Here is a 20,189-nt window from a genome sequence, read left to right on the forward strand (position 1 = left end):
GCACGGCCGACCGTCCCGCCGACGGGCGAAACGGCCCTTGTGCCGGGGCGCCGGAACGGTTCCCAGGGCATCTACTACACTTTGTCGTTGTTGTAGTCCGCCCTGTTCACACCCCGTTCGCGAGGTCCCCTCGATGCCCAGCACCAGCACCGGTACGCGCCGAAGCCGTGCCGTGCCGCGCCTGGCGGCGACCGCGCTCGCCGCCGTACTCGCCCTGACCGGCTGTGCCGGGGGCAACGAGATCCAGGCCAGTGACGAGGACAGCCGCTTCGTCTCCGGGGACGGCAGCGCCACCTCCTTCGATGCGGCCGACCGCGTGAAGGCGCCCGACGTCACCGAGGCCACCCTCGACGGAGGCGAGATCTCCCTCAGTGACTACGAGGGCGGCATCCTCGTCCTCAACGTCTGGGCGAGCTGGTGCGGCCCCTGCCGCACCGAGCAACCCGTCCTGGACGAGGTCCACACCGAGTACGCCGACCTGGGCGTGGACTTCCTCGGCGTGAACATCAAGGACGACGAGACCGCCGCCCAGTCCTACCTGGACAGCAAGGACGTCGTCTATCCGAGCCTGTACGACCAGCCCGGCGAGGTGCCGCAGGCCTTCCGCGACACCGTTCCGCCGCGGTCCATCCCCAGCACGCTCATCATCGACCCCGAGGGCCGTATCGCCGCCCGCGTCATCGGTCCGACCACCTACGGCCAGCTGACCGATCTGCTCAACCCGCTGGTGGTCGAGTCCGGCTTCGGCGACCCGGAGGAACGCCCGAGGGTCGCGGAGCAGGAAGCAGAGGAAACCGGAGGGGAGGCGTCCGCGGAGCCCTCCGAAAGCTCTTCCGAGGACGAGCCCTCCGGGGACGACCGCTGATGGACGCGATCGGTACCACCGTCCTCACCGGTTCCCTGCTCGCCGCGGTCCCGCTGGCCCTGGCAGCGGGGCTCGTCTCCTTCCTCTCCCCGTGCGTGCTCCCGCTCGTACCCGGCTACCTGTCCTACGTGACCGGGATGAGCGGCGCCGACATGCGCGAGCGCGCCGCCGCCGGAGCCGCCGACGCGGAGAGCGGGTCCACCACGGCGACCGTCGCCGACGTCGACGCCGAACTGGCCTCCCGCCGCTGGACCATGGTCACCGGCAGTGCCCTGTTCATCGCCGGGTTCACCCTCGTGTTCGTCGCCGTCGGCGGCTTCGTCGGCTGGCTCGGCGAGATCCTGATGGACTACGCCGACCCCATCACACGGGTACTCGGGGTCCTCACCGTCGTTCTCGGCCTGGCCTTCATGGGCGCCATACCGGGCTTTGGCCGTGAGTTCCGCTTCCACCGGCTGCCCCGCGCCGGCCTGGCGGGCGCGCCCCTGCTCGGCGTCCTCTTCGGCCTCGGCTGGACACCGTGCATCGGGCCGACCCTGGCCGCCGTGCAGACCCTCGCCTTCGTCGAGGGCGGCGCGGGACGCGGCATGCTGCTGTCCCTGGTCTACTGTGTCGGGCTGGGGCTGCCCTTCATCCTCGCCTCGCTCCTGTACCGGCGCGCCTTGGGCGCCTTCGGCTGGCTCAAGCGCCGTACCCGTGCCGTCGCCGTGGCAGGCGGTGCCATGCTCGTCCTGGTCGGCCTGGCGATGGTGACCGGACTGTGGACACAGCTGACCATCGCCATGCAAGGCTGGGCCGCCGACTTCCAGACGGTGATCTGATGAGCACGACCACGAACGACACCGACAACGCCGCCGGATCCGCGAGGACCGGCTCCGAGGCCCGGGGCCGGGCCGGAGGGCTGGGCCCGCTCGGCTGGCTGCGCTGGGCCTGGCGGACCCTCACCTCGATGCGCACCGCCCTGATCCTGCTGTTCCTGCTGGCGGTCGGCGCCATCCCCGGCTCGTTCCTGCCGCAGAACGTGGTCAGCGTCGACGAGGTGACCACCTACTTCCGGGAGAACCCCGAGCTGGCACCCTGGCTGGACCGGTTCTACCTCTTCGACGTGTTCTCCTCGCCCTGGTACGCGGCGATCTACCTGCTGCTGTTCGTTTCCCTCGCGGGCTGCGTGATCCCGCGGGCGCTCACGCACGCCCGTGCGGTGCGGGCCAGACCGGTCCGCACGCCCCGGAACCTGAGCCGCATGCCGTACGCGGCGAAGTTCACGACGGACGCCGCGCCGGAGACGGTCCTGGAGCGGGCCCGCGGGATCCTCAAGGGCTACCGGATCGAACGGTACGGGGACTCCGTCTCCAGCGAGACCGGGTACCTGCGCGAGGCCGGGAACGTGCTGTTCCACTTCGCGCTGCTCGGCCTGCTGCTGGCCCTGGCCGGAGGGGCCTTCTTCGGTTACCGGGGCAACATGCTGCTGGTGGAGGGCCAGGGGTTCGCCAACACCCTGACCTCGTACGACGCCATCTACCCCGGGCACTGGACCGACACCGACGACCTGGAGCCGTTCACCATCCGCCTGGACGACTTCGAGGCCTCCTTCATCGAGGACGGCGACCTGCGCGGGCAGGCCGAGTCCTACGTCGCCGACCTCTCCTACAAGGAGGACCCGGAAAGCGAGGAGGCCCACCACCGGCTGGAGGTCAACCACCCGCTGACCGTGGACGGTGTGCAGGTCTACCTGCTCGGGCACGGGTACGCGCCGGAGTTCGAGGTGCGCAACGCCGACGGGGACGTGGTCTTCGACCAAGCGGTCCCGTTCCTGCACCGCGATACCAGGACCTTCACCTCCGACGGCGTGGTCAAGGTCCCCGACACCGGCGGCGAGGAACTCGGCTTCGTGGGTGTGTTCCTGCCCAGCGCCGTGGAGACCGAGGACGGTGAACTGGTCTCCGACTTCCCCGGTCCGGAGAACCCGCAGGTCACACTGGAGGGCTACCAGGGAGACCTGGGACTGGTCGAACCGCAGTCGGTCTACCAGTTGAGCACCACCGGAATGGAGGAGCTCGGCAGCTCGCCCGTGATGGAGGTCGGTGACACCTGGGAGCTGCCGGACGGAGCCGGGTCGGTCACCTTCTCCGGCTACAGCGAGTACATCAGCCTCCAGTCCAACCGGGACGGCGCCCGGCTGCCCGCGCTGGCCGCGGCCTCCCTGGCCGTACTCGGCCTGATCATCACCCTGTTCGTCCGCCCGCGCCGCGTGTGGGTGCGCGCTGTTCCGGGCGAGGACGGCCGTACCCGGGTGGAGCTGGCCGGCCTCGGCAAGACCGAGGTGGCCGGAAACAACACCGAGTTCCACGAACTCACCACGGAACTCGCCGAACGGCTCCGGAGCGGGTCGGACGACGGACCTCCGGGTTCTGAGGGCTCCGGTACCGGAGCCGACACCAACACACCAACCGACCCGCCAGAGTCGACGACAACGAGGGAGTGACGGGTGACGTACACACTCGCCGGAGCGATGGACGAGACACTGGTATCAGTCAGTGACTCGCTGATCATCGCGATGATCGTCACGTACGCGGCCGCCCTGTTCCTCTTCGCCTTCGAGGCCGCCTACGGGCGGCGCACCAGGCTCAGGGACGGTCGGCTCATGCCGGTCAGCGCCGCCGCCGGTGCCGGTGGCGGCTCCGGAGCGGACGGCGCGGGCGACAGCGGTATCGAGGTGAACGTCCGCACCACCGAGGGCGAGGCACAGGCCGCCCAGAGCGTGCTGGGCAGGATCGCCCTGGGCGTGACGGCGTTCGGGTTCCTCATGGGCCTGGTGCAGATCATCACTCGTGGCCTGGCCGCGGAGCGGTGGCCCTGGGGCAACATGTTCGAGTTCGTCGTGGCTCTGTGCCTGGTCGCGGTGGGCGGGCTGCTGTACGCGTCCTTCCGCTACCAGGCCCGCTTCCTCGGCGCGTTCGTGCTGGTTCCCGTGCTGATCCTGCTGGGCGTCGGCGTCCGGTGGCTCTACGTGGAACCGGGCCCGCTGATCCCGGCCCTGCACTCCTACTGGGTACCGATCCACGTGACCGCGGCCATCATCGCGGGCGGTTCGTTCATGGTCTCCGGTGCCGCCGGTGTCACCTACCTGGTCTCGCACCGCGCCGAGGCCAAGCGCGCTCTGGGGGAGAAGGTCACCGGCATCGCCGGCCGCCTGCCGAGCCCGGAACTGCTCGACCGGATCTCCCACCGGTTCATCCTCTTCGCCTTCCCGCTGTGGACCTTCGGCATCATCGCCGGTGCCATCTGGGCCGACGAGGCGTGGGGCCGTTTCTGGGGCTGGGACCCCAAGGAGGTCTGGTCGTTCATCTCCTGGGTGATCTACGCGGCCTACCTGCACGCACGGGCCACCGGCGGCTGGCGCGGCCCCAAGGCGACCTGGATCAACGTGCTGGGCTTCCTGACCATCCTGTTCAACTTCTTTGCGGTGAACTACATGTTCAGCGGTCTGCACTCCTACGCCTGACCTCGGGTCCCCGGGCCGGAGCCCGCGGACCCGTCAGCGGAGGGCCCCACGGCGGGGCTCTCCGTCGTGTCCGGAGCCCTCGTGCCGGAGTTCCTCAGCCCGTCGAGGCCGCAGTGGAGCCTCGCACCACCAGGTGGGTGTCCAGGGTGACCGTGCCGGGGGCGTCCTCGTTGGTGATGCGGCGCAACAGCAGGTCGATGGCGGCGCGTCCGGCCGCGGCGGTGGGCATGTCGATCGTGGTGAGATCGCAGTGGCGGGCGGTGTGGGTGTTGTCCACACCGATGACACTGAGCTCGCCGGGTACCGCCACGCCCCGGGCCCTGAGCTCCTGGACGAGTCCGAGGGCGACCAGGTCGTTGTAGGCGAGGACAGCGGTGGCCCCGCTGGCGAGTACGTCGGAGACGGCACCGGCCCCTCCCTCCTCGGTGGGCTGGTTGGGGCCCAGACCGTGCAGGCGCGCTCCGAGGCGCTCGGCGGCGTCAGCGGCCGACCGTTCCAGGCGCTGGTTGGTCCAGGAGGCGCGGGGGCCGGTGAGCAGGGCGATCTCCTGGTGCCCGAGGAAGACGAGATGCTCCAGGGCCTGCTGCGCGCCCGAGGCCACGTCCATGAGGACGGCGGGCAGGTGCGCGGGCTGGCGGTTGACGACGACGAAGGGCACGTCGGCGCTGAGCTCGGCGATCAGGCGGTTGCTCAGGCGCGGGGCGACCAGCAGGGCGCCGTCGACCTGGGTGGCCATGGAGCGGATCAGCTCCTCCTCCACGCGGGCCTGTTCGTCCGTGTCGGCGACGAACACGTGGTGGTCGCTCCTGCGCGCGTGTGCCTGGGCGGCCTTGATGAGGGGCGGGAAGAAGGGATTGGCGATGTCTGCGACGATCAGCCCCAGGTTGCCGGTGCGGCGGGTGGACAGGGCGCGGGCCGCGCGGTTGGGGCGGTAACCCAGGGCGTTGGCCGCGGCGAGTATGCGGGTGCGGGTCTCGGGGTTGACCAGGTGCGCGGCGGAGAAGGTCCGGGAGACGGTGGAGACGTGGACGCCGCTCGCATGGGCGACGTCCTTGATGGTCACGGCCACCCGTGGCCTCCTTTGCGTTGGTATAGGGAGAGACTAACGGCAACCGGTTGTGATCCGCCACTGCGTAGTTTGTTGTTTGGTGCCTGGTTTTCCGCAGTTTTCCCGGGTCGGAAGGGTTGACGCAGATCGGCGTGGTGAGAGATGTTCATGCAACCGTTTGCAATTCCCCCTGAGGAGCAGGACCATGCGCAAGCTCGTACTTCCTCTGAGCGCGGTGTTGGTGATGACCGCCGTGACACCCGCCCAGGCAGCGCCCGACATCGGTAGGCAGGTCCTGTCCGAGGGCAACGGCTGGGGCTCGGCCGGTGCCGGGACCACGGGAGGGTCGCAGGCCTCCTCCGGGAACGTCTTCCGTGTCTCCACGGTGCAGGAGTTCCGCGAGGCGGTGAGCGGAGACGAGCCGAAGATCGTCTACGTCGAGGGCACGGTCGACGCCAACTCGGCGGCTGACGGCACACCCCTGGCGTGCGAGGACTACGCCGTGGACGGCTACACGCAGGAGGACTACCTGGCCGCCTACGACCCCGACGTGTGGGGCTGGGTGGACCCGAGCGGCCCGCTGGAGGAGGCCCGTGCGGCCTCGTCCGACGTGCAGGCCGAGCAGATCCGTGTGAGCGTCGGCTCCAACACGACCGTGGTGGGTGCCGGAGACGACGCGGAGATCACCGGGATGAACCTGCGGGTCAACAACGTGGACAACGTCATCCTGCGGAACCTGACCTTCTCCGACACCTACGACTGCTTCCCGGGCTGGGACCCGGGCGACGGCGGCAGCGGCAACTGGAACTCCGATTACGACCAGCTTGAGGTATCGGGCGCCACGAACGTGTGGATCGACCACAACACGTTCGACGACGGCGACAACCCGGGATCGGAGCTGCCGGAGTACTTCGGGCGCAAGTACGAGGTACACGACGGCCTGCTCGACATCGTGCGGCAGAGCGACCTGGTGACGGCGTCGTACAACCACTTCGAGGGCCGTGACAAGGCGCTGCTGCTGGGCAACAGCGACGGCCGGACCACCGACCGCGGTCACCTGCGGGTCACATGGCACCACAACCACTTCGACGGGCTGGGCCAGCGCGCGCCCCGGGTGCGTTACGGGCAGGTGCACGTCTACAACAACTACTACACGGTGGCCGGGGACCTGTACCAGTACAGCCTGGGAGTGGGCTTCGAGTCGCACCTGTACGCGGAGAACAACCTCTTCGACGTGCACGACGGAATCGGCGCCGACGAGATCGTCGAGAACTGGCGCGGCACCGACATGGTGGAGCACGGCAACATGCTTATGCGGGACGGTCGCGGACGCCTCACCGACGTCGACCTGGTGCGGGCCTACAACGAGGCCAACCCGGACGAGGCACTGGGCACCGAGCAGACCTGGACACCGGAGTTCTCCACGCGCGTGGAGCCGGCGCAGGCGTTGCGCGGACTGCCGCGCAAGGTGGGCGCCGGGCTGCTCTGAGGTAGGCCGACAGGCAAGGAAAACGGTGGGGCCGCGTCCTTTCGGGCGCGGCCCCACCGTTGTGTCGTCAGCGTGTCGGATGCGGTCATTCGTCCGGATCGATACGCCGGTCGAGCCGTCTCAGGAATTCGGGGTCGTCATCCGGGCCGAGCGGATGCGGGCTGTCTGAGGGCGCGGCGAAGTCGGACGGATCGAGGTCGTCGGCCGAGGGATCGTCCTGGGCAGGGGAGGACGCGACCCCGTCGACGGCGGCCTGGCGCGGACGGCCGAGGAAGAGCCACAGGATCGAGCCGACGGGCATGAACAGCGCGATGACGACCACCCAGAGGATCTTCGGCAGATTGCGCACCTCATGAGAAGGGGTGGTGAGCGCGTCGAAGAACGCGTACACCCAGAGAACGATCGACAAGACCGTGATCAGGCCACCAAGCCACACCATGGTTCCAGCCTAACTCTTGCTGTCCACTCCTCCCGGTCGGGACACCTGGCCGGGCTGCGGGCGGCCGCGCTTGGTCCGCGGCCGGAACGGCCTGGGCGCCGCCCCGCCCCGGGAGGACTCGCCCGGATGCTCTCCCAGGGGTGTACCCGTCCTTCAGTGGGTACTCTCGCTCGGCTCTCCGAGCAACAGGGCGCGCACCTCGGACTCGCGGAAACGGCGGTGCCCGCCCGGAGTACGGATGCTGCTGATCCGCCCGGAGGCGGCCCATCGCGTGACGGTCTTGGGATCAACCCGGAAGAGTGAGGCCACTTCCCCGGGGGTCAACAGGCGTTCGCTTGCTCGTTCCACCTTCACGTTCCCCCAATCGTGCCCGCCTCGGACTGTGGGGGCGGCGGGCGTTTGATCCCCTAGTGTGCATGAGTTGGTCCGTTTCCTCCCTAGTTTTCGGAGAAATTGCGGTGTTGGGGGGAGGAGTACGGGATATGTGACCGGAACGTGATGTTCGGGCCCTGCTGTCGGGATTGGAAACATCCCATGATTATCTGAATCGAACTCGCGCACACCCCGGTCAGCCTGTGCTGAGGGCGACATGCCGCCCCGACGCCCGCTGTACCGGTCGCGCCCTTAACCTGGGGATAAGAGCACGTGGAACGCCACCAGCCTGGCCCCGGTCGGGGCCGAGGACGGCGCGGACCACGGGTAGGGCCGATCGTCCCGTGTCGCCGATAGGCGTAGCGACCAATCTAGTCCAGGTAATCATCTGTTGTGAGGCTTTTGGATGCGTAGCTTGCTGACCTATACCGCCGCCCGCCTGGGGCTGTTCGCGGCGGCCTTCGGAGTGGTCTACCTTTTCGGCGCCCGTTCGTGGATCGCGCTCATCCTCGCCTGGGTGATCAGCGGGCTGGCCTCCTACGTTCTCCTGTCCAATCTGCGGGATCGGGTCTCCGCCAACGCGGTGGACCGGCTGGAGCGCCGCCGCGCCCGCCTGGCGGGCGGAGCCGCCCGTGAGGACCACGTCCAGGAGGCCGACGGAGGGCCCTCCGACGAGGTGGCGGCCAAGGACGAGGACGCCGGCGCGGACGCGGGTGCGGGCGAGAGCGAGAGCGCGCAGGCCGACGAGAGCACGGAGGCCCGCGGGAGCGCGGGCGACGACGCGGCCGAGAGGGACGGGGAAGCGCCGGCGGCGACCCGGGAGCCCTGACCGGGCACGCTCCCGGCCAGCCCCGTTCCCCGGCCCGCCCCACCCGGGGATCTCCGGCCCGCCTCACCCGGGGGTCCCCGTCCGGCCCGGCTCGGACGCGTCGAGCCCCTCGGCGGCGCGGCCGACCACCGGTACCAGTACCGAGACCAGGTAGAGGGCCGCGCACACCACCAGCACGGGAGCCGCTCCGGCCAGGCCGACCGCCGCGCCCGCCACAGGGGCGCCGACCGGGGCCGCCATGCGGGTCAGCGCGCCGATCATCGCGGTCCCGCGCCCCACGGCGCTGCGGGGCAGGCGCTCGAACAGGACCGCGCCCAGGATCGGGTTGAGCAACCCTCCTCCGAGTCCGGACACCCCCCACACCACGAGGACCGCCCACAGCGGCACGTCCAGCGCCAGCACCAGCAGGCGGGGCGGTCCGGCCACCACCAGCGCGGCGAAGAACACCGCTCTCCGGGGCAGCAGGTGCCCGACGGCCGTGGCCGCCAGCGAGCCGACCACGGAGGCCGCGCCGATCACGCCGCCCACGATCCCGACGACCGCCGGCCCCATGCCGGTCGAGTGCGCCCACACCGGCAGCAGCACCGACGTCACGGTCATGTCGATCATGTTGGTGACCGCGAGCATGGCCACCAGGGCGCGCAGGGTGGCGTCGGTCCAGACGACCCGCCACCCGGTGTACAGCCGGGCCAGGTAACCCGTCCCGGCCTCGGGGTCCGACTCCGGTGCCGGACGGTCCCGCGGCTGGGTGGCCGCCAGCGTCACCGCCGCGGCCAGGAGCAGGACGGTATTGACGTACAGGGACGGAAGCGGGCCCGCCAGGGACACGAACCCGCCCGCGAGGACCGGGCCGACGGTCATGGAGAGCCGGTCCACGGTTCCGGTGAGCCCGGTGACCCGCTCGATGCGCATACCGCCGCGCTCGGCGACGGCCGGAGCCATGGACACCTTGGCGGCCTCGGCGGGGCCGGTGGCCAGGCCGATCACCGTAACCAGCGCCAGGAGCACGGGGAAGGGGAGCAGCCCGGCCGCGTGCAGCAGCGGGACGCAGACCACGGCTCCGGCGGCCACGAGGTCGGTGCGCACGCTCATCGCGCGCTTGCCGACCCGGTCGAGCAGGGGGCCGCCGAACAGTCTCGCCAGCGTGTAGGCGCCGGTCTCGAAGAAGGCCACCAGCCCCATGGACGCCGGGCTGCCGGTGCTCTCCAGCACGAACCAGGGGATGGCGATCAGTGCCAGCCGGGTGGCGGTGTAGCAGAACGCCTCAGCCGCGAGCAGACCCGCGAGACCCCTCACGTCCCCGTCGCCCCGTCGGACCCCTCTCCGGTGCTCCGGTCCCCGGGATCGGGGAAGGCCGCGAACTGAATGTGCACCGGGCGGCTCCCGGGTGCGCCGCTCTCGCGCGCGTAGCGGTCGAAGAGCACGCGGACCTCCTCGCGGAAGGCGGTGAGCTCCTCCAGCGTGAGCTCGGTACGCCGCCCGGACATGACCTGTGCCCCGCGCCAGCCCCCGGGCTGGGCCGACCACATGTTGACGGCCGCGGCCAGCTGCTCGCTCCAGCTGGCGGCCAGGGCCATACGCACGGCGGTGCTCAGCTCGGGCTCGTCGGTGTCCAGGTGCTCGGGGAGGCGGAACCCCTCGTGCCGCGCGCGCCACCAGCGCTCCCGGGAGGTGCCCATGCCCGGGTCCTCCTCGATGAACCCGTGGGCCGCGAGCTGGCGCAGGTGGTAGCTGGCCGAGGCCGAGGAGGCGTCCACCCACTCCGACACGGTCTTGCCGGTGGCGGGGCCCCGGTCCTGGAGGAGGCCGAGGATGCGCACGCGAAGGGGGTGGGCCAGCCCCCGGAGGGAGCGGGCGTCGAGGGTGGTGGCCTTCGCGAAGGGATCGGGAACGCCGGTGTCGCTGGGGGTTTCGTCGTTCATGACGTCACCGTAGACGCCCAAGGGCTCTTGGCCAAGGGTTGTTGGCCAAGAAAGCTTGGGCGAGTGTCGGCAACCCGGAACCGATGAGACCGCGGACATCATGCCTGGTCCGCTGGAGGCATTCCCGGACAGGGGCCCAGCGACTGCTCAAGGGCGTGGACACCCGTGTCCGGCGGACGACGGGGCGCCGCGGGCGCAGCCCCGCGGCCTGGCCTTCCCTCCCCGGCCTTCAGGAGAGCGGGAACATCCCCAAGCGGGGGTGGTACTCGCCGGCCAGGCGGTCGGTGTCGCTGCCCACGTACAGCCCGTCGTGCGTGGCGTGCAGGGCCTCCACACCGTGCCCGCGCGTGCGCCCGGGGTTCCACTCCAGCGCCTTGCCGGTCCACGGGTCCACGGCCGCGATGCCCTCACGCGCCACCGACCCGGGGCCGGGGTTGAGCGCGCCCTCGGGGTTGTCCATCCAGCGCTGGTGCCCGCCCACGTACACCGCCGACGAGGTGATCTCCACCGAGTACAGCGAGTCGCCGCCGGTCTTGTTGGTCCAGGTGGGCTCGGAACCGGGGACGTCGGTGTTCTCGAAGCGCGTCACGGACTTGCACAGGCCCGGCTTGACCTTCGGTCCGCCCGCGGTCACCACGGCGAAGTGCGAGCCGTCGGGGGCGAAGTCCATCTGCCGCATGTAGGTGTGCATTCGCGAGTAGTCGCAGTCCGCCTCGTAGGCCGAGGTGGACCACGGGGTGACCGAGCCGTCGGCGGTGTCGATCATGGCGATCTGGTAGCGGTCGTGGCCGTCCACCTTCGTGAACGTGCCGTTGACGGCCAGCCGCCGCCCGTCCGGGCTCAGTGCCAGGTCCTGGACCTTCAGGCCGCCTCGGCGCGGCTCGGACACGCGCGGCGCGAACCCGTCGTCGACCGCGCCGGTCCAGGCGTCGAGGCGGGCCAGCGCGACGCGCTCCACGCCGTTGGCTCCGGAGAAGTTGCCGCCGACGTAGAGGTGCCCGCCGTCGCTTGCGACGCGGTAGGCGGATCCCCCGTCGAGGGAGGCGCGGAACCCGGGCGCCGCCCGGCCGTCGCGGAGCGAGAGGCGGGCCAGGCCCCGTGACGCCGTGTCGTTGACGGTCTCGAACTCTCCGCCGATGATCACCGTCCGGCCGGGTCCGGCGGCCAGCGAGGTGACGGTGCCGTCCACGCTCGGGGAGAACCCCCGGATGATCCGTCCGGTGCCGTGCTCGAACGCGAACAGGTTGTGGAGGCTCTGAGTGCGCTCCTCCCCGGCCTCGGCCACCTGGCTGAAGCCTCCGGCGACGACGACGGTGTCACCGATCCGCAGGATGTCCTTGACCGTCCCGTTCAGGACGTGAGGTGTCCACCGAGCGGGTTGTTCGCCGACCACGCGGAGGTGGTCCGCGGGCGGAGCTGTCGGTGCTGCCGCCGCGTGCCCGACGGGGAGCAGGAGCATCGTGCCCATCGTCAGGGCGAGGAGCGGGCGGCTGGGTTTCACAGAGGACTCTCCCTGGTCGTGCGGTCCTACGGGACGGATCGGAGAACGGGCCGGGTACTGGCCGTATTATTGCAAAGAGTATCTGCGTGAACACCTAAGGTGACGCCCTTTGTCGTGGCCGTGCGCAGGTCCTCCGCGGGGAGGGCCTGGGAGGCCGGAAGGGCGGAGGCGGGGAAGCGGACCGGATTCCGGACGGGCTCGGGGGAGTCGGGGCGGGGTTTCGGGCCCTGGGCGACGACGGCGGCCTCCTCGGCGGCGTGCTCGACCGCCGGGTGCGGATCTCGGTCCACCAGCAGGTGGCCGGCCGCCCGGCCGACTCTGGGAGGCTGGCCAGCCACTGCCGCCCCGCATCCGAAGGCAGGGCGTCCCCGTGCCGGCCAGCGTATCGAGGGCGCCGGTCCTTGAACCGGACGCAGGCATGTCCGAGGCGGACGGGAACGGCGAACTGCACTCTGGTCTGACCGGCCGTGACGGCGTTGGCAGAGCAGAAGGAAATCCTGAAAAATATTACAGCTATGGCGCTCCGGTAAAACACAGGGGACGGTTGGCGTGAGGTCGGGGCTGGGTTCTCAGGGCTGGCTGGAAAGCAATGTGGGGGAGAGGTGAAAAAACGGCCGACCAGTGTGCTGGCCGGCCGTTTCCGCGCCCGAGGTCAGGGGGTGGAGCGTGCGGTGCAGTGAAGGAACGAGGCCCAGGCTTCGCGGGTGTAGTCGATGTGGCCGAGTTCGCGGTTCCGGGTGTCGCGGACCAGGACCGCTTCCCCTTCGGCCACCTCCACACAGCTGCCCGACCCGCCGCTGTAGCTGCTCTTGTGCCAGTGGGGCTCACGCTTCGTCATCGAGTTCTTCCTTGGCCTTCCTGATGAGTTCCCGGCTCGCACGGGGCGACACCGCCTCCGACTGCAGAACGCCGAAGAGCGTCGCGCAATGTTGCACCTGCATCATGTCATCCATGAGCTGCTCACCTCCCATGTGTTCTGCGGAGGCAACCGTGGGTTTGTCGGGAAATGTGTAGAGACGAAACGGTCCCGATCCTCCTGGGTGGCACTCGGTATCCGCCGGAATCACTTGAAAGCGGACCTTTCCCCGGTCGATCAACATGAGAATCCAGTCGATCTGTTCACGCAGAACTGGTCTCCCGCCCTGCACGGTGCGCCTGAGCACCGACTCCTCCACCACGATCGACACCAGAGGCGGGTTGTCCCTCTCCAGGATCTCCTGGCGCTCCATCCGCAGATCGACCATCTGGTCGATCTCCTTGGAGGAGAACCACGGAACGGTGTCGGCGAGCAGTCCTCCGGCGTAGGCGCTGCACTGCACCAGCCCGGGGAAGATCACCGGCTGGTACTCGCGCAGCTCGATCGCCTCCCGCTCCAGCTGGCCGACCTCGGTGTACCAAGGCGGTAGTGCGTCGGGCTCGTTCGCGGTGTTCCAGGCGCGCTTTATCGCATCGGAGGCGCCGAACAACTCGTCCAGCTCCTTTGCCCTGTCGGAGGGAAGCCCGCGGGTTCCGCGCTCCCACGCCGATACGGTGGACTGCACCACCCGTAGTGCCTGTGCCACCTGGCCCTGCGTCATCCCCGCCTTCCTGCGGCAGTTGCTGACCTTCTTCCCCAGACGTCTCCACCTGGGGTTGGCCCTGCGACTCAATACGACCCCCATTTCCGGTTTATCGCCACCACCACCAATGCAAGACCAGGGCACGACTCAATAGTGCGGAGAACGACGAAGTGTGACCCTTTGGTGATATCCATGGCGCCCTGTGCGAGGGGCACCCATGGTGGTGCGATGAGCCACCGTGGTGTGGCTGCGGGGGAATGGATTAAAGGTGGGGCAGTGATGCACATAAACCTAAACAAAAGCCACATGACCGGCATCCCCGGGCCGTTGCCCAGACGGGTCACCGATTCCGAGGCGCGGGCACCGATCGTGCTGGGGCAGGCATCGACGCACCATCCCAGCCACGCGACGAAGGTGCCGGGGCTGCCCGAGCAGGCGTCCACGCTGCGTGAGCGCCTGGCCACCGCGGTGCCGGAATCCGCCGCCGACACCGTCCTGGTCCTGACCAGTGAACTGTTCAACAACGCCATCACGCACTCGCGCAGCGGGGACGCGGGAGGTGAGGTCGTCGTCGCCGTGAACCAGCTGCCCGGCCGGATCCAGGTCAAGGTCGTGGATCAGGGGCCACGTGACCGGAACGGCACCTCGCCGCACCTTCGACCGGCCGATCCGGGCCGGGAAGGCGGACTGGGGCTGCGTCTGGTGGACGCCGAGGCCAGTCGGTGGGGGACCCGCCACGATGGGAGCCGCACCACGGTGTGGTTCGAGCTGGACCGGCCGCACGCCTGGAGGTGAGGGCCGCGCGGCGGACCTCAGACGGGGAACTCGCCGTACCAGGACCTCCGGACGAGGTGTTTGGGCAGGTACTCCGACTCCACGTCGAGGGAGAAGCCAGAAGAGCGCTGGGCCTTGTCATGGGCCAGGCAGGCCAGGGCCAGCAGGCCCAGCGGGACGATCCCGTCCACCTTGGAAGGGGGTTCCTCGCGGGTGGTGTGGTAGCGCTTGTAGCTCTCCAGAGCGTGGACGAGGGCCTCGTTGAACTTCTCGGGACCGCCCATCAGCAGGCGGCGGAAGACCTCCATCCTCGGAAAGGCCAGCAGGTCCAGGGCATCGTCGCCGAAGGCGCCCCTGCGCGGGTCGGACAGCTCCATGGCCCGGCGGAGTTCGGTCACCAGGTCGTCGGTGCCGTTGACGTAGGCCTGGAGCGTGGCGATCCAGTGGTAGGTGTACTCGTTGTACTCCACCCGCCCCCCTTCGGCCGCGCGACGGAGGCGTTCCACGGGGATCTGGCACAGGGCGTGGGCGCGTGCGTTGTCGCGGCAGACGACGGCGAGGTAGAACGCGGTCTGCCAGGTGGAGGGGTCGGCGCAGTGGAGCAGGCCCGGTGCCCGGAGCGTGCGGGTCCTGTGGTCGATCAGGTACTCGACCTCGGAGTCCTTCTCGGCCTCGGAGACGGCGAAGACCGCGCCGTGGAACTGCATGGCGATGGTCCACGCCTCCCAGGTCTCCACCTTCGCGGCCTCAGGGTCGTTGAGCAGGGAGAGCTCGGCGACCCAGTACACCGGCCAGAGGGACATGTCGGCGTTGGAAGCGTCCAGTTCCAGGCTTCGGATTCTCTCCGACCGGTTCTTCACCTTGGATTCCAGCATTTCCTGGCGAATTCCGCTGCGAGGATTGTGGTGGGAGACGTAGGTGGTCATGAGTCCTTCTTTGACAGATCGAAGATGCGGTGGTCGTAGCCGTTGGCCCTGGAGTTACCAGTCCACTCCTGCGTTCCGTCCGTGTTCTTCTGGTAGGTGTCAACGGGGTTGCCCTTGAACGCCGCGTAAGTGACCCGGCCCTGATCGAGCTTTTTTCGGATCTCGTCCACGAGGGCCGATTCCACCTCATCGTCCGCTTTCACGGCCCGCCTCTCCATGGCACGCAGGATGTCCTCCAGGTAGGCGCGCGTCCCCTGGCTGACCCTCCTGGGATCCTCGCCGCTCGGCCTGACCGTGCGCTCACCGAGTTCGGTCTTGGTGCTGCTCTTGGCCTCGGCGATGACGATATCGCCGTCCTTGGTGCGGTAGATCTGGTCGAACTGGTCGTTGCCGTTTCCGGGAGCGTGCGGCGAGCGGTCGATCTCCGTCGCCCCGTCAAGGTCCGGCCGCAGCTCCGTCAGTTTGGGCTTGCCGTTCTCGTAGACCGTGTCACCGTTCGCGTCCACCTCGTGCCGCATCAGCGGGTTGCCGTCGTTGTCCCTGATGGCGTCGCCGTTGAATTCGAACTTGGCACCGATCCTGGCCGTCGCCTCGCCGAAGTCCTCGCAGATGCTCGTGGAATTGCTCTGGGCGTCCTTGTATGCCTGCTTGGCCTCCTCGACCCTGGGGTGGTTGTCTCCCTTCTCCTTGTACTCGCCGTGCTGCTCCTCCATGGCCTTCAAGTGGTCCTTGGCGCTCGTGGCATTGTTGACGGCCTCGCGCCGCTCGACCGCCAGGTCGTCGAGCTCGCCCAGCTCTGTCTGGAGCTGCTCACGCCGCTGAATCTCATCGAGCTGGTCCGGTGTGAGGTCGCTCGTCCTCTCCGGCGTGAACTCGGGGTCGTCGAGTCGGAGTTCGGTCCTGTCACCCAGGTACTTGGGCTGCTCGGCGGCCTCGAGAGGCACCCAGTCGCCGTTGTCCGCCCGACTGATCTGCGGAAGCTCCCACTCGTCGGGGCCGATCGTGGTGTCCGCGTGCTTCCTGTGGCCGTTGTTCTCCTTGTAGAACTCCTTGTAGAAGTCGTTGTACTCGCGGCCGTCCTGCTTCTCGTTGAGAAGGTTTCGCAGGTCCTCGCGGAACGCGTCCTGGTTGGCGGGGACGTCCTTGTCCCCCCATGTGTGCGACTTGAAGTCCTCCAGCGTCCTCGGGCGCCGCCTGTCGTCACCTCCGTTGCCTGAGTCACCGTCACTCCGGCCGGTGCCACCGTCACCGCCGCCGGGACCGGAACCGGCTCGCCCGCCGCCGTCGAAGCCGTCGCCGCCCGAGCCGCTGGTGCCGCTGGTGCCGCCGCCGTCACGGTTCAGGACGTCCGTGCCGCCACGGGAGTCCCCGGCTCCGTCCAGGGGGCCGCCACCGTCACCGCCGCGGTTGTGGACCTCGGGCGTGTCCGCGCGCATCCGCGGGCCGTCGGGGTCGAACTGGTCGCCCACGACCTCGTTGAACCTGTCGCCGAGAGCGTCGCCGTCGAGGGCGCCGCGGTCGCCGACGACCTGGTCGGTCCGGTCGCGGGGAGCCTCGGCCTCCGCGGTGAGGGTGTCGTCGCCGCCCACACGGACCAGGGCGGGATCGCCCTCCAGCCCGTCGCCGAGGCGGTCGGGCTCGATGTCGTTGCCCTCCCACGAGCCCTGGCCGCCCCGGGGGTTGGTCTTGGCGTTGCGGTCGGTCTCGGCGATCTCGTCCTGGTAGCGCTGGCTGACCTCCCGGCCGAAGCCGGCGTTGTCCGGGTCGTTCACGATCTCCAGGAACCGGTCGGTATCCGCCAGGCCCTGCGTGGTGGGGTCCGCCGCGGGGCGCTCGTCGGGGCCGTTGCCGCCGTCGTCGCCGCCCGGCCTGCGAGGGGAGTCGGGGGTGCTTCCGGTGCCGTTCCCGGCCGGGTTCTGGTTGTTCAGGCGCTCCAGCAGTGACCGCATCTCCGAGAGCTGGGAGGAGCTGTAGGACCCGTCCGAGACACGGCTCAAGTCGATGTCCAGGTCGGCCGGGGAGTTGCCGCCGAAGCGCTGGTGGCTGGGCAGGTCGATCCGGCTCGTGTCCGGCAGGTCCACGTCGGGCGTGCTCGGCCCGTCCCCGCCCATCTTGTTGAGCATCGCCGAACCGCGCCAGGCCAGCAGGGGCGCGCCCACGACCGCGCCCACACCGGTCGCGGACAGGGCGACGCCGCCCACGGTGGCACCGATGTTGAGCAGGGCGGTGCCGATCACGTACCCGGGACGGTCGCCCCACTCCTCCCAGGGCACCACCGCGTGAGCGGCGTCCTTCCACGCCTGCCCGGCGATCTCGGCACTGCGGTCCAGGCCCTGCCAGCCCCAGCTGTCGTTCTCGGCGTCGTACATGCCCGCCATGGACGCCAAGGACTGCAAGTTGCCCTCGTGGTACTCGAACAGGGCATCGCCCCAGGACGCCTGGAACCAGCCCTCGGAGCTGTACATCCCGGTCATGCCGCCGAGGTCCTCGGCGATACCCACGGTGTAGTCCTTCACCGCGGACCCGGCGTCGACCCACCACCCGTGGTCGGTCTCCGCCGCGCTGCCCCAGGGCATGTCCATGTCGGGCGTGTAGTCCTCGTATCCGTGCTGGTACTCGTTGGGACCGGGTGGCGTACCGCTGCCGTCGCCGGCGACGAAGTCGGTGCGGTCGGGAACGTTGGCGTTGATGGCGTTGGCGCAGTCGCGCTCGGCCTGCTCGTATTCCTCCTGGAGGTTGTTGGCGCGGTTGATCAGCGCACGGTTCTCCTCGACCTCGTCGCTCTCGCGGCCCAGGAAGCGGTCGATGAGCCCGTCCGCCTCCCTCCACCCGTCGTCGCCCTCGATGGAGTCGAGGAAGGTCCGGGAGTCCGCCTTCAGGGTCTCCCACTTGCCCTTGATCTCGCGGACCTTCTCGGCGAAGGCCTCCAGGGCGGTGGCGGCGTCGGCCATCCCGGTCTGCACCGTGTCGCCGTCGTCCGCGACCGGGTCCACCACGGAGAGGAGGGTTTCGGCCTCGGGCGCGGAGTAGCAGCCGCTGAGCCCGGCCCAGGAGCTCTTGATGCCGTGGGCGACCTCGGCCAGGGTCTCGCCGTCGGTTCTGAGGTTGGCGGCCATCCCCTCAAGGGTTTCGGGGTCGGCCGAGGGGACCGGGAATTCATCGGGATCGATCGGAGCGTCAGACACGGGAGAACTAGTCCATCCGAGATCAGAGGCCTCAGGGGCGAGGTGGGAAGCAGGGACGCTGAGGGCCGGAAACCGGGGGCGCGGGTCCGTGCACGGTCGCTTCGCGGGCGGGGGAGCGGCAAGGGTGGCCACCCGGGGAGGTGACCGCACGGGGAGGGGTCACATGGCGACGTTGGGTCCGCCCGGGGGCGGTTGCGGCGCGGGCTCGGGTTCGGGTACCACGCCCGCGTTGTCCTGCGCGTCGGCGGCCATCTCCAGGTCACCGTTGACGTACTGCGTGGTGGCCTCGCCCGCGCCCTCGATGGCGCTGACGGTCAGACCGACCATGTCGCCCATGAGCCCGAAGTGGTGCTGGGCGAACTCCCCCAGAGCGATGCTCACGGGGGCGCTGTCCGCTTCCTCGCTGATGGCCGTGATCCGCTCCTCGATCGCGTTCATGGAGCCGGCGAGACCCTCGCCGCCGCCTTCCTCGCCGATGTGTCCGGCGACGCTGTTGAGTACTCCGCTGACTTCGGTGGGCTGGATGTTCCAGGTGGACATCGGGGGCGTTCTCCTCTCAGGGCCGGGGGCGAGGGGTAGGGGCGCCGGGCCGGGAGAAGGCTCCGGCGCGGAAGTTCGTGGGCGGCGGGCCGGCGGGGGTGCCGTCGGGTTCGCGGCGACGGGCGGTCCGGACGTGTTCGTTCAGCCTGCCCAGCGAGGCGTTCAGGGTGGCCAGGTCGTCCCGGAGCCGGGTGCGCATTCTCCGGGAGGCCTGTGCGAGCTTGGGGTGCATCCGGGGGAGTTCCTCCTCCGGTGCTCTGGACGCCGCGTCGGCCTCGTCGTCGACGATGGCCTGCTCGTCGCTCGGTTCCACCACGTCGAACTTCACGTATCCCCCTCCCTCAGGGATGTGCCTCACGAATATGGGACGTCTGTTTCCCCGTCCTGGTTCGGGCGCCGTCCCGTCGGTTCCCCATTCTGGCGCGCGCGGACTCCTCTGCCCAGGGGACGTCCCGCGACGGCCGGTACACACGGGTACGCCGGGTACGGAAGCGCCGGAGAGCACCCTTAGTCTTGTGCCATGACCCGCGCCAAGCTCGACAAGAAGCCCCAGGACGTCGCGGCGATGTTCGACGGCATCGCAGAGAACTACGACCTCGTCAACGACGTCATCTCACTGGGCCAGGACCGCCTGTGGCGGAAGGCCACCGTCAAAGCGGTCGAGGCCTACAGCGGCGAGCTCGTCCTGGACCTGGCGGCGGGGACCGGCACCTCCTCGGAGTCCTTCGTGAGGAAGGGCGCCCGCGTGGTGGCCTGCGACTTCTCCCTCGGAATGCTGCGCACCGGCGTGCGGCGGCGCGGCGGCGCCTCCAAGGGCGGCGTGACCTTCGTGGCGGGCGACGCCCTGCACCTGCCCTTCGCCGACGAGACCTTCGACGCGGTCACGGTCTCCTTCGGCCTGCGCAACGTCAGTGACGTCGACCAGGCGCTGCGCGAGTTGCAGCGGGTCACCAAGGTCGGCGGGCGGCTGGTCATCTGTGAGTTCAGCCATATCCCGATCGAGTCCATGGACAGGCTCTACGCCACGTACCTGATGGGCGCCCTGCCCAGGATCGCGGGCGCGGTCTCCGGCCGGGCCGAGTCCTACGACTACCTGTCGGAGTCGATCATGGCCTGGCCCAGGCAGCCCGAGCTGGCACGGCACCTACAGGACGCGGGCTGGTCGCGGGTGGCCTGGCGCAACCTGTCTGCGGGGATCGTCGCACTGCACCGCGGTTTCCGAGAGCGGTAGGGAG

The 20,189-nt window shown here is 69.6% G+C and carries 20 protein-coding genes; 8 read left to right on the forward strand and 12 right to left on the reverse strand.

Features of this window, described 5'->3' with window-relative positions:
• The first annotated feature begins 133 nt into the window (after window positions 1–133).
• From AC0T5L_RS08415 to ccsB, 4 genes are read left to right on the forward strand one after another with little or no spacing between them, the layout of a single operon-like run.
• Window positions 134–865: a TlpA family protein disulfide reductase gene (locus AC0T5L_RS08415; RefSeq protein ID WP_476164826.1), complete on the forward strand. Its 732-nt coding sequence runs from the start codon at window positions 134–136 to the stop codon at window positions 863–865.
• Complete coding sequence (locus AC0T5L_RS08420; RefSeq protein WP_476164827.1) at window positions 865–1,686, forward strand: cytochrome c biogenesis CcdA family protein; 822 nt, start codon at window positions 865–867, stop codon at window positions 1,684–1,686. Before AC0T5L_RS08415 ends, AC0T5L_RS08420 begins: the two co-directional genes overlap by 1 nt.
• Entirely contained in the window at window positions 1,686–3,350 is a 1,665-nt protein-coding gene (resB, locus tag AC0T5L_RS08425) for a cytochrome c biogenesis protein ResB (RefSeq protein WP_476164828.1), read from the forward strand. Before AC0T5L_RS08420 ends, resB begins: the two co-directional genes overlap by 1 nt.
• 3 nt (window positions 3,351–3,353) lie before the next feature.
• Entirely contained in the window at window positions 3,354–4,370 is a 1,017-nt protein-coding gene (ccsB, locus tag AC0T5L_RS08430; RefSeq protein ID WP_476164829.1) for a c-type cytochrome biogenesis protein CcsB, read from the forward strand.
• A gap of 94 nt (window positions 4,371–4,464) precedes the next feature.
• Here the strand turns inward: ccsB and AC0T5L_RS08435 are convergent, their stop codons facing one another.
• Entirely contained in the window at window positions 4,465–5,439 is a 975-nt protein-coding gene (locus tag AC0T5L_RS08435) for a LacI family DNA-binding transcriptional regulator (RefSeq protein WP_476164830.1), read from the reverse strand.
• A 184-nt stretch (window positions 5,440–5,623) separates the two neighbouring features.
• Between AC0T5L_RS08435 and AC0T5L_RS08440 the strand changes: the two genes are divergently transcribed.
• Window positions 5,624–6,907: a pectate lyase family protein gene (locus AC0T5L_RS08440; protein ID WP_476164831.1), complete on the forward strand. Its 1,284-nt coding sequence runs from the start codon at window positions 5,624–5,626 to the stop codon at window positions 6,905–6,907.
• A gap of 85 nt (window positions 6,908–6,992) precedes the next feature.
• Here the strand turns inward: AC0T5L_RS08440 and AC0T5L_RS08445 are convergent, their stop codons facing one another.
• On the reverse strand, window positions 6,993–7,346 hold the full coding sequence (locus AC0T5L_RS08445; protein WP_476164832.1) for a PLD nuclease N-terminal domain-containing protein: 354 nt from the start codon (window positions 7,344–7,346) through the stop codon (window positions 6,993–6,995).
• 153 nt (window positions 7,347–7,499) lie between these two features.
• On the reverse strand, window positions 7,500–7,700 hold the full coding sequence (locus tag AC0T5L_RS08450; protein ID WP_470388297.1) for a BldC family transcriptional regulator: 201 nt from the start codon (window positions 7,698–7,700) through the stop codon (window positions 7,500–7,502).
• Window positions 7,701–8,124: 424 nt separating this feature from the next.
• Here AC0T5L_RS08450 and AC0T5L_RS08455 point away from each other — a divergent pair, with 424 nt between their 5' ends.
• Window positions 8,125–8,547, forward strand: a complete 423-nt coding sequence (locus AC0T5L_RS08455) for a DUF4229 domain-containing protein (protein ID WP_476164833.1) — start codon at window positions 8,125–8,127, stop codon at window positions 8,545–8,547.
• Between the two features lie 63 nt (window positions 8,548–8,610).
• Here AC0T5L_RS08455 and AC0T5L_RS08460 read toward each other — a convergent pair whose 3' ends face one another.
• From AC0T5L_RS08460 to AC0T5L_RS08480, 5 genes are all read right to left on the reverse strand, one after another.
• A complete protein-coding gene (locus AC0T5L_RS08460) occupies window positions 8,611–9,843 on the reverse strand; it encodes an MFS transporter (protein WP_476164834.1) in 1,233 nt (410 codons plus the stop codon).
• Entirely contained in the window at window positions 9,840–10,469 is a 630-nt protein-coding gene (locus tag AC0T5L_RS08465) for a helix-turn-helix domain-containing protein (RefSeq protein WP_476164835.1), read from the reverse strand. Before AC0T5L_RS08465 ends, AC0T5L_RS08460 begins: the two co-directional genes overlap by 4 nt.
• 229 nt (window positions 10,470–10,698) lie before the next feature.
• Window positions 10,699–11,970: a delta-60 repeat domain-containing protein gene (locus AC0T5L_RS08470; RefSeq protein ID WP_476164836.1), complete on the reverse strand. Its 1,272-nt coding sequence runs from the start codon at window positions 11,968–11,970 to the stop codon at window positions 10,699–10,701.
• 652 nt (window positions 11,971–12,622) lie between these two features.
• Window positions 12,623–12,808 (reverse strand): DUF397 domain-containing protein, encoded by a 186-nt coding sequence (locus AC0T5L_RS08475; protein ID WP_476164837.1) that lies wholly within the window; start codon window positions 12,806–12,808, stop codon window positions 12,623–12,625.
• Window positions 12,795–13,631 (reverse strand): helix-turn-helix domain-containing protein, encoded by an 837-nt coding sequence (locus tag AC0T5L_RS08480; protein ID WP_476164838.1) that lies wholly within the window; start codon window positions 13,629–13,631, stop codon window positions 12,795–12,797. The genes AC0T5L_RS08475 and AC0T5L_RS08480 overlap by 14 nt, the downstream gene beginning before the upstream one ends.
• A 204-nt stretch (window positions 13,632–13,835) precedes the next feature.
• Here AC0T5L_RS08480 and AC0T5L_RS08485 point away from each other — a divergent pair, with 204 nt between their 5' ends.
• Window positions 13,836–14,324 (forward strand): ATP-binding protein, encoded by a 489-nt coding sequence (locus tag AC0T5L_RS08485; protein ID WP_476164839.1) that lies wholly within the window; start codon window positions 13,836–13,838, stop codon window positions 14,322–14,324.
• A 17-nt stretch (window positions 14,325–14,341) separates the two neighbouring features.
• Here the strand turns inward: AC0T5L_RS08485 and AC0T5L_RS08490 are convergent, their stop codons facing one another.
• From AC0T5L_RS08490 to AC0T5L_RS08505, 4 genes are all read right to left on the reverse strand, one after another.
• Window positions 14,342–15,229 (reverse strand): immunity 49 family protein, encoded by an 888-nt coding sequence (locus AC0T5L_RS08490; protein ID WP_476164840.1) that lies wholly within the window; start codon window positions 15,227–15,229, stop codon window positions 14,342–14,344.
• Complete coding sequence (locus AC0T5L_RS08495) at window positions 15,226–18,414, reverse strand: hypothetical protein (protein WP_476164841.1); 3,189 nt, start codon at window positions 18,412–18,414, stop codon at window positions 15,226–15,228. Before AC0T5L_RS08495 ends, AC0T5L_RS08490 begins: the two co-directional genes overlap by 4 nt.
• A gap of 159 nt (window positions 18,415–18,573) precedes the next feature.
• A complete protein-coding gene (locus AC0T5L_RS08500) occupies window positions 18,574–18,954 on the reverse strand; it encodes a DUF6507 family protein (protein ID WP_476164842.1) in 381 nt (126 codons plus the stop codon).
• Between the two features lie 16 nt (window positions 18,955–18,970).
• Window positions 18,971–19,282 carry a hypothetical protein gene (locus tag AC0T5L_RS08505; protein ID WP_476164843.1) on the reverse strand — a complete coding sequence of 104 codons (312 nt, stop codon included), beginning with the start codon at window positions 19,280–19,282 and terminating at the stop codon, window positions 18,971–18,973.
• A gap of 192 nt (window positions 19,283–19,474) precedes the next feature.
• Here AC0T5L_RS08505 and AC0T5L_RS08510 point away from each other — a divergent pair, with 192 nt between their 5' ends.
• Window positions 19,475–20,185 carry a demethylmenaquinone methyltransferase gene (locus tag AC0T5L_RS08510; RefSeq protein WP_476164844.1) on the forward strand — a complete coding sequence of 237 codons (711 nt, stop codon included), beginning with the start codon at window positions 19,475–19,477 and terminating at the stop codon, window positions 20,183–20,185.
• The last annotated feature ends 4 nt before the right edge of the window (window positions 20,186–20,189 follow it).

The sequence above is a fragment of the Nocardiopsis sp. TRM 82005 genome (assembly GCF_056312425.1).

Bases quoted from the DNA above. Each gene is read 5' to 3' on its own strand.
- AC0T5L_RS08420 (WP_476164827.1), top strand. From the start codon at position 865: ATGGACGCGATCGGTACCACCGTCCTCACCGGTTCCCTGCTCGCCGCG.
- AC0T5L_RS08415 (WP_476164826.1), top strand. From the start codon at position 134: ATGCCCAGCACCAGCACCGGTACGCGCCGAAGCCGTGCCGTGCCGCGC.
- AC0T5L_RS08510 (WP_476164844.1), top strand. From the start codon at position 19,475: ATGACCCGCGCCAAGCTCGACAAGAAGCCCCAGGACGTCGCGGCGATG.
- AC0T5L_RS08445 (WP_476164832.1), bottom strand. From the start codon at position 7,346: ATGGTGTGGCTTGGTGGCCTGATCACGGTCTTGTCGATCGTTCTCTGG.
- AC0T5L_RS08490 (WP_476164840.1), bottom strand. From the start codon at position 15,229: ATGACCACCTACGTCTCCCACCACAATCCTCGCAGCGGAATTCGCCAG.
- resB (WP_476164828.1), top strand. From the start codon at position 1,686: ATGAGCACGACCACGAACGACACCGACAACGCCGCCGGATCCGCGAGG.
- AC0T5L_RS08455 (WP_476164833.1), top strand. From the start codon at position 8,125: ATGCGTAGCTTGCTGACCTATACCGCCGCCCGCCTGGGGCTGTTCGCG.
- AC0T5L_RS08440 (WP_476164831.1), top strand. From the start codon at position 5,624: ATGCGCAAGCTCGTACTTCCTCTGAGCGCGGTGTTGGTGATGACCGCC.
- AC0T5L_RS08500 (WP_476164842.1), bottom strand. From the start codon at position 18,954: ATGTCCACCTGGAACATCCAGCCCACCGAAGTCAGCGGAGTACTCAAC.
- AC0T5L_RS08475 (WP_476164837.1), bottom strand. From the start codon at position 12,808: ATGACGAAGCGTGAGCCCCACTGGCACAAGAGCAGCTACAGCGGCGGG.
- AC0T5L_RS08480 (WP_476164838.1), bottom strand. From the start codon at position 13,631: ATGGGGGTCGTATTGAGTCGCAGGGCCAACCCCAGGTGGAGACGTCTG.
- AC0T5L_RS08485 (WP_476164839.1), top strand. From the start codon at position 13,836: ATGACCGGCATCCCCGGGCCGTTGCCCAGACGGGTCACCGATTCCGAG.
- AC0T5L_RS08465 (WP_476164835.1), bottom strand. From the start codon at position 10,469: ATGAACGACGAAACCCCCAGCGACACCGGCGTTCCCGATCCCTTCGCG.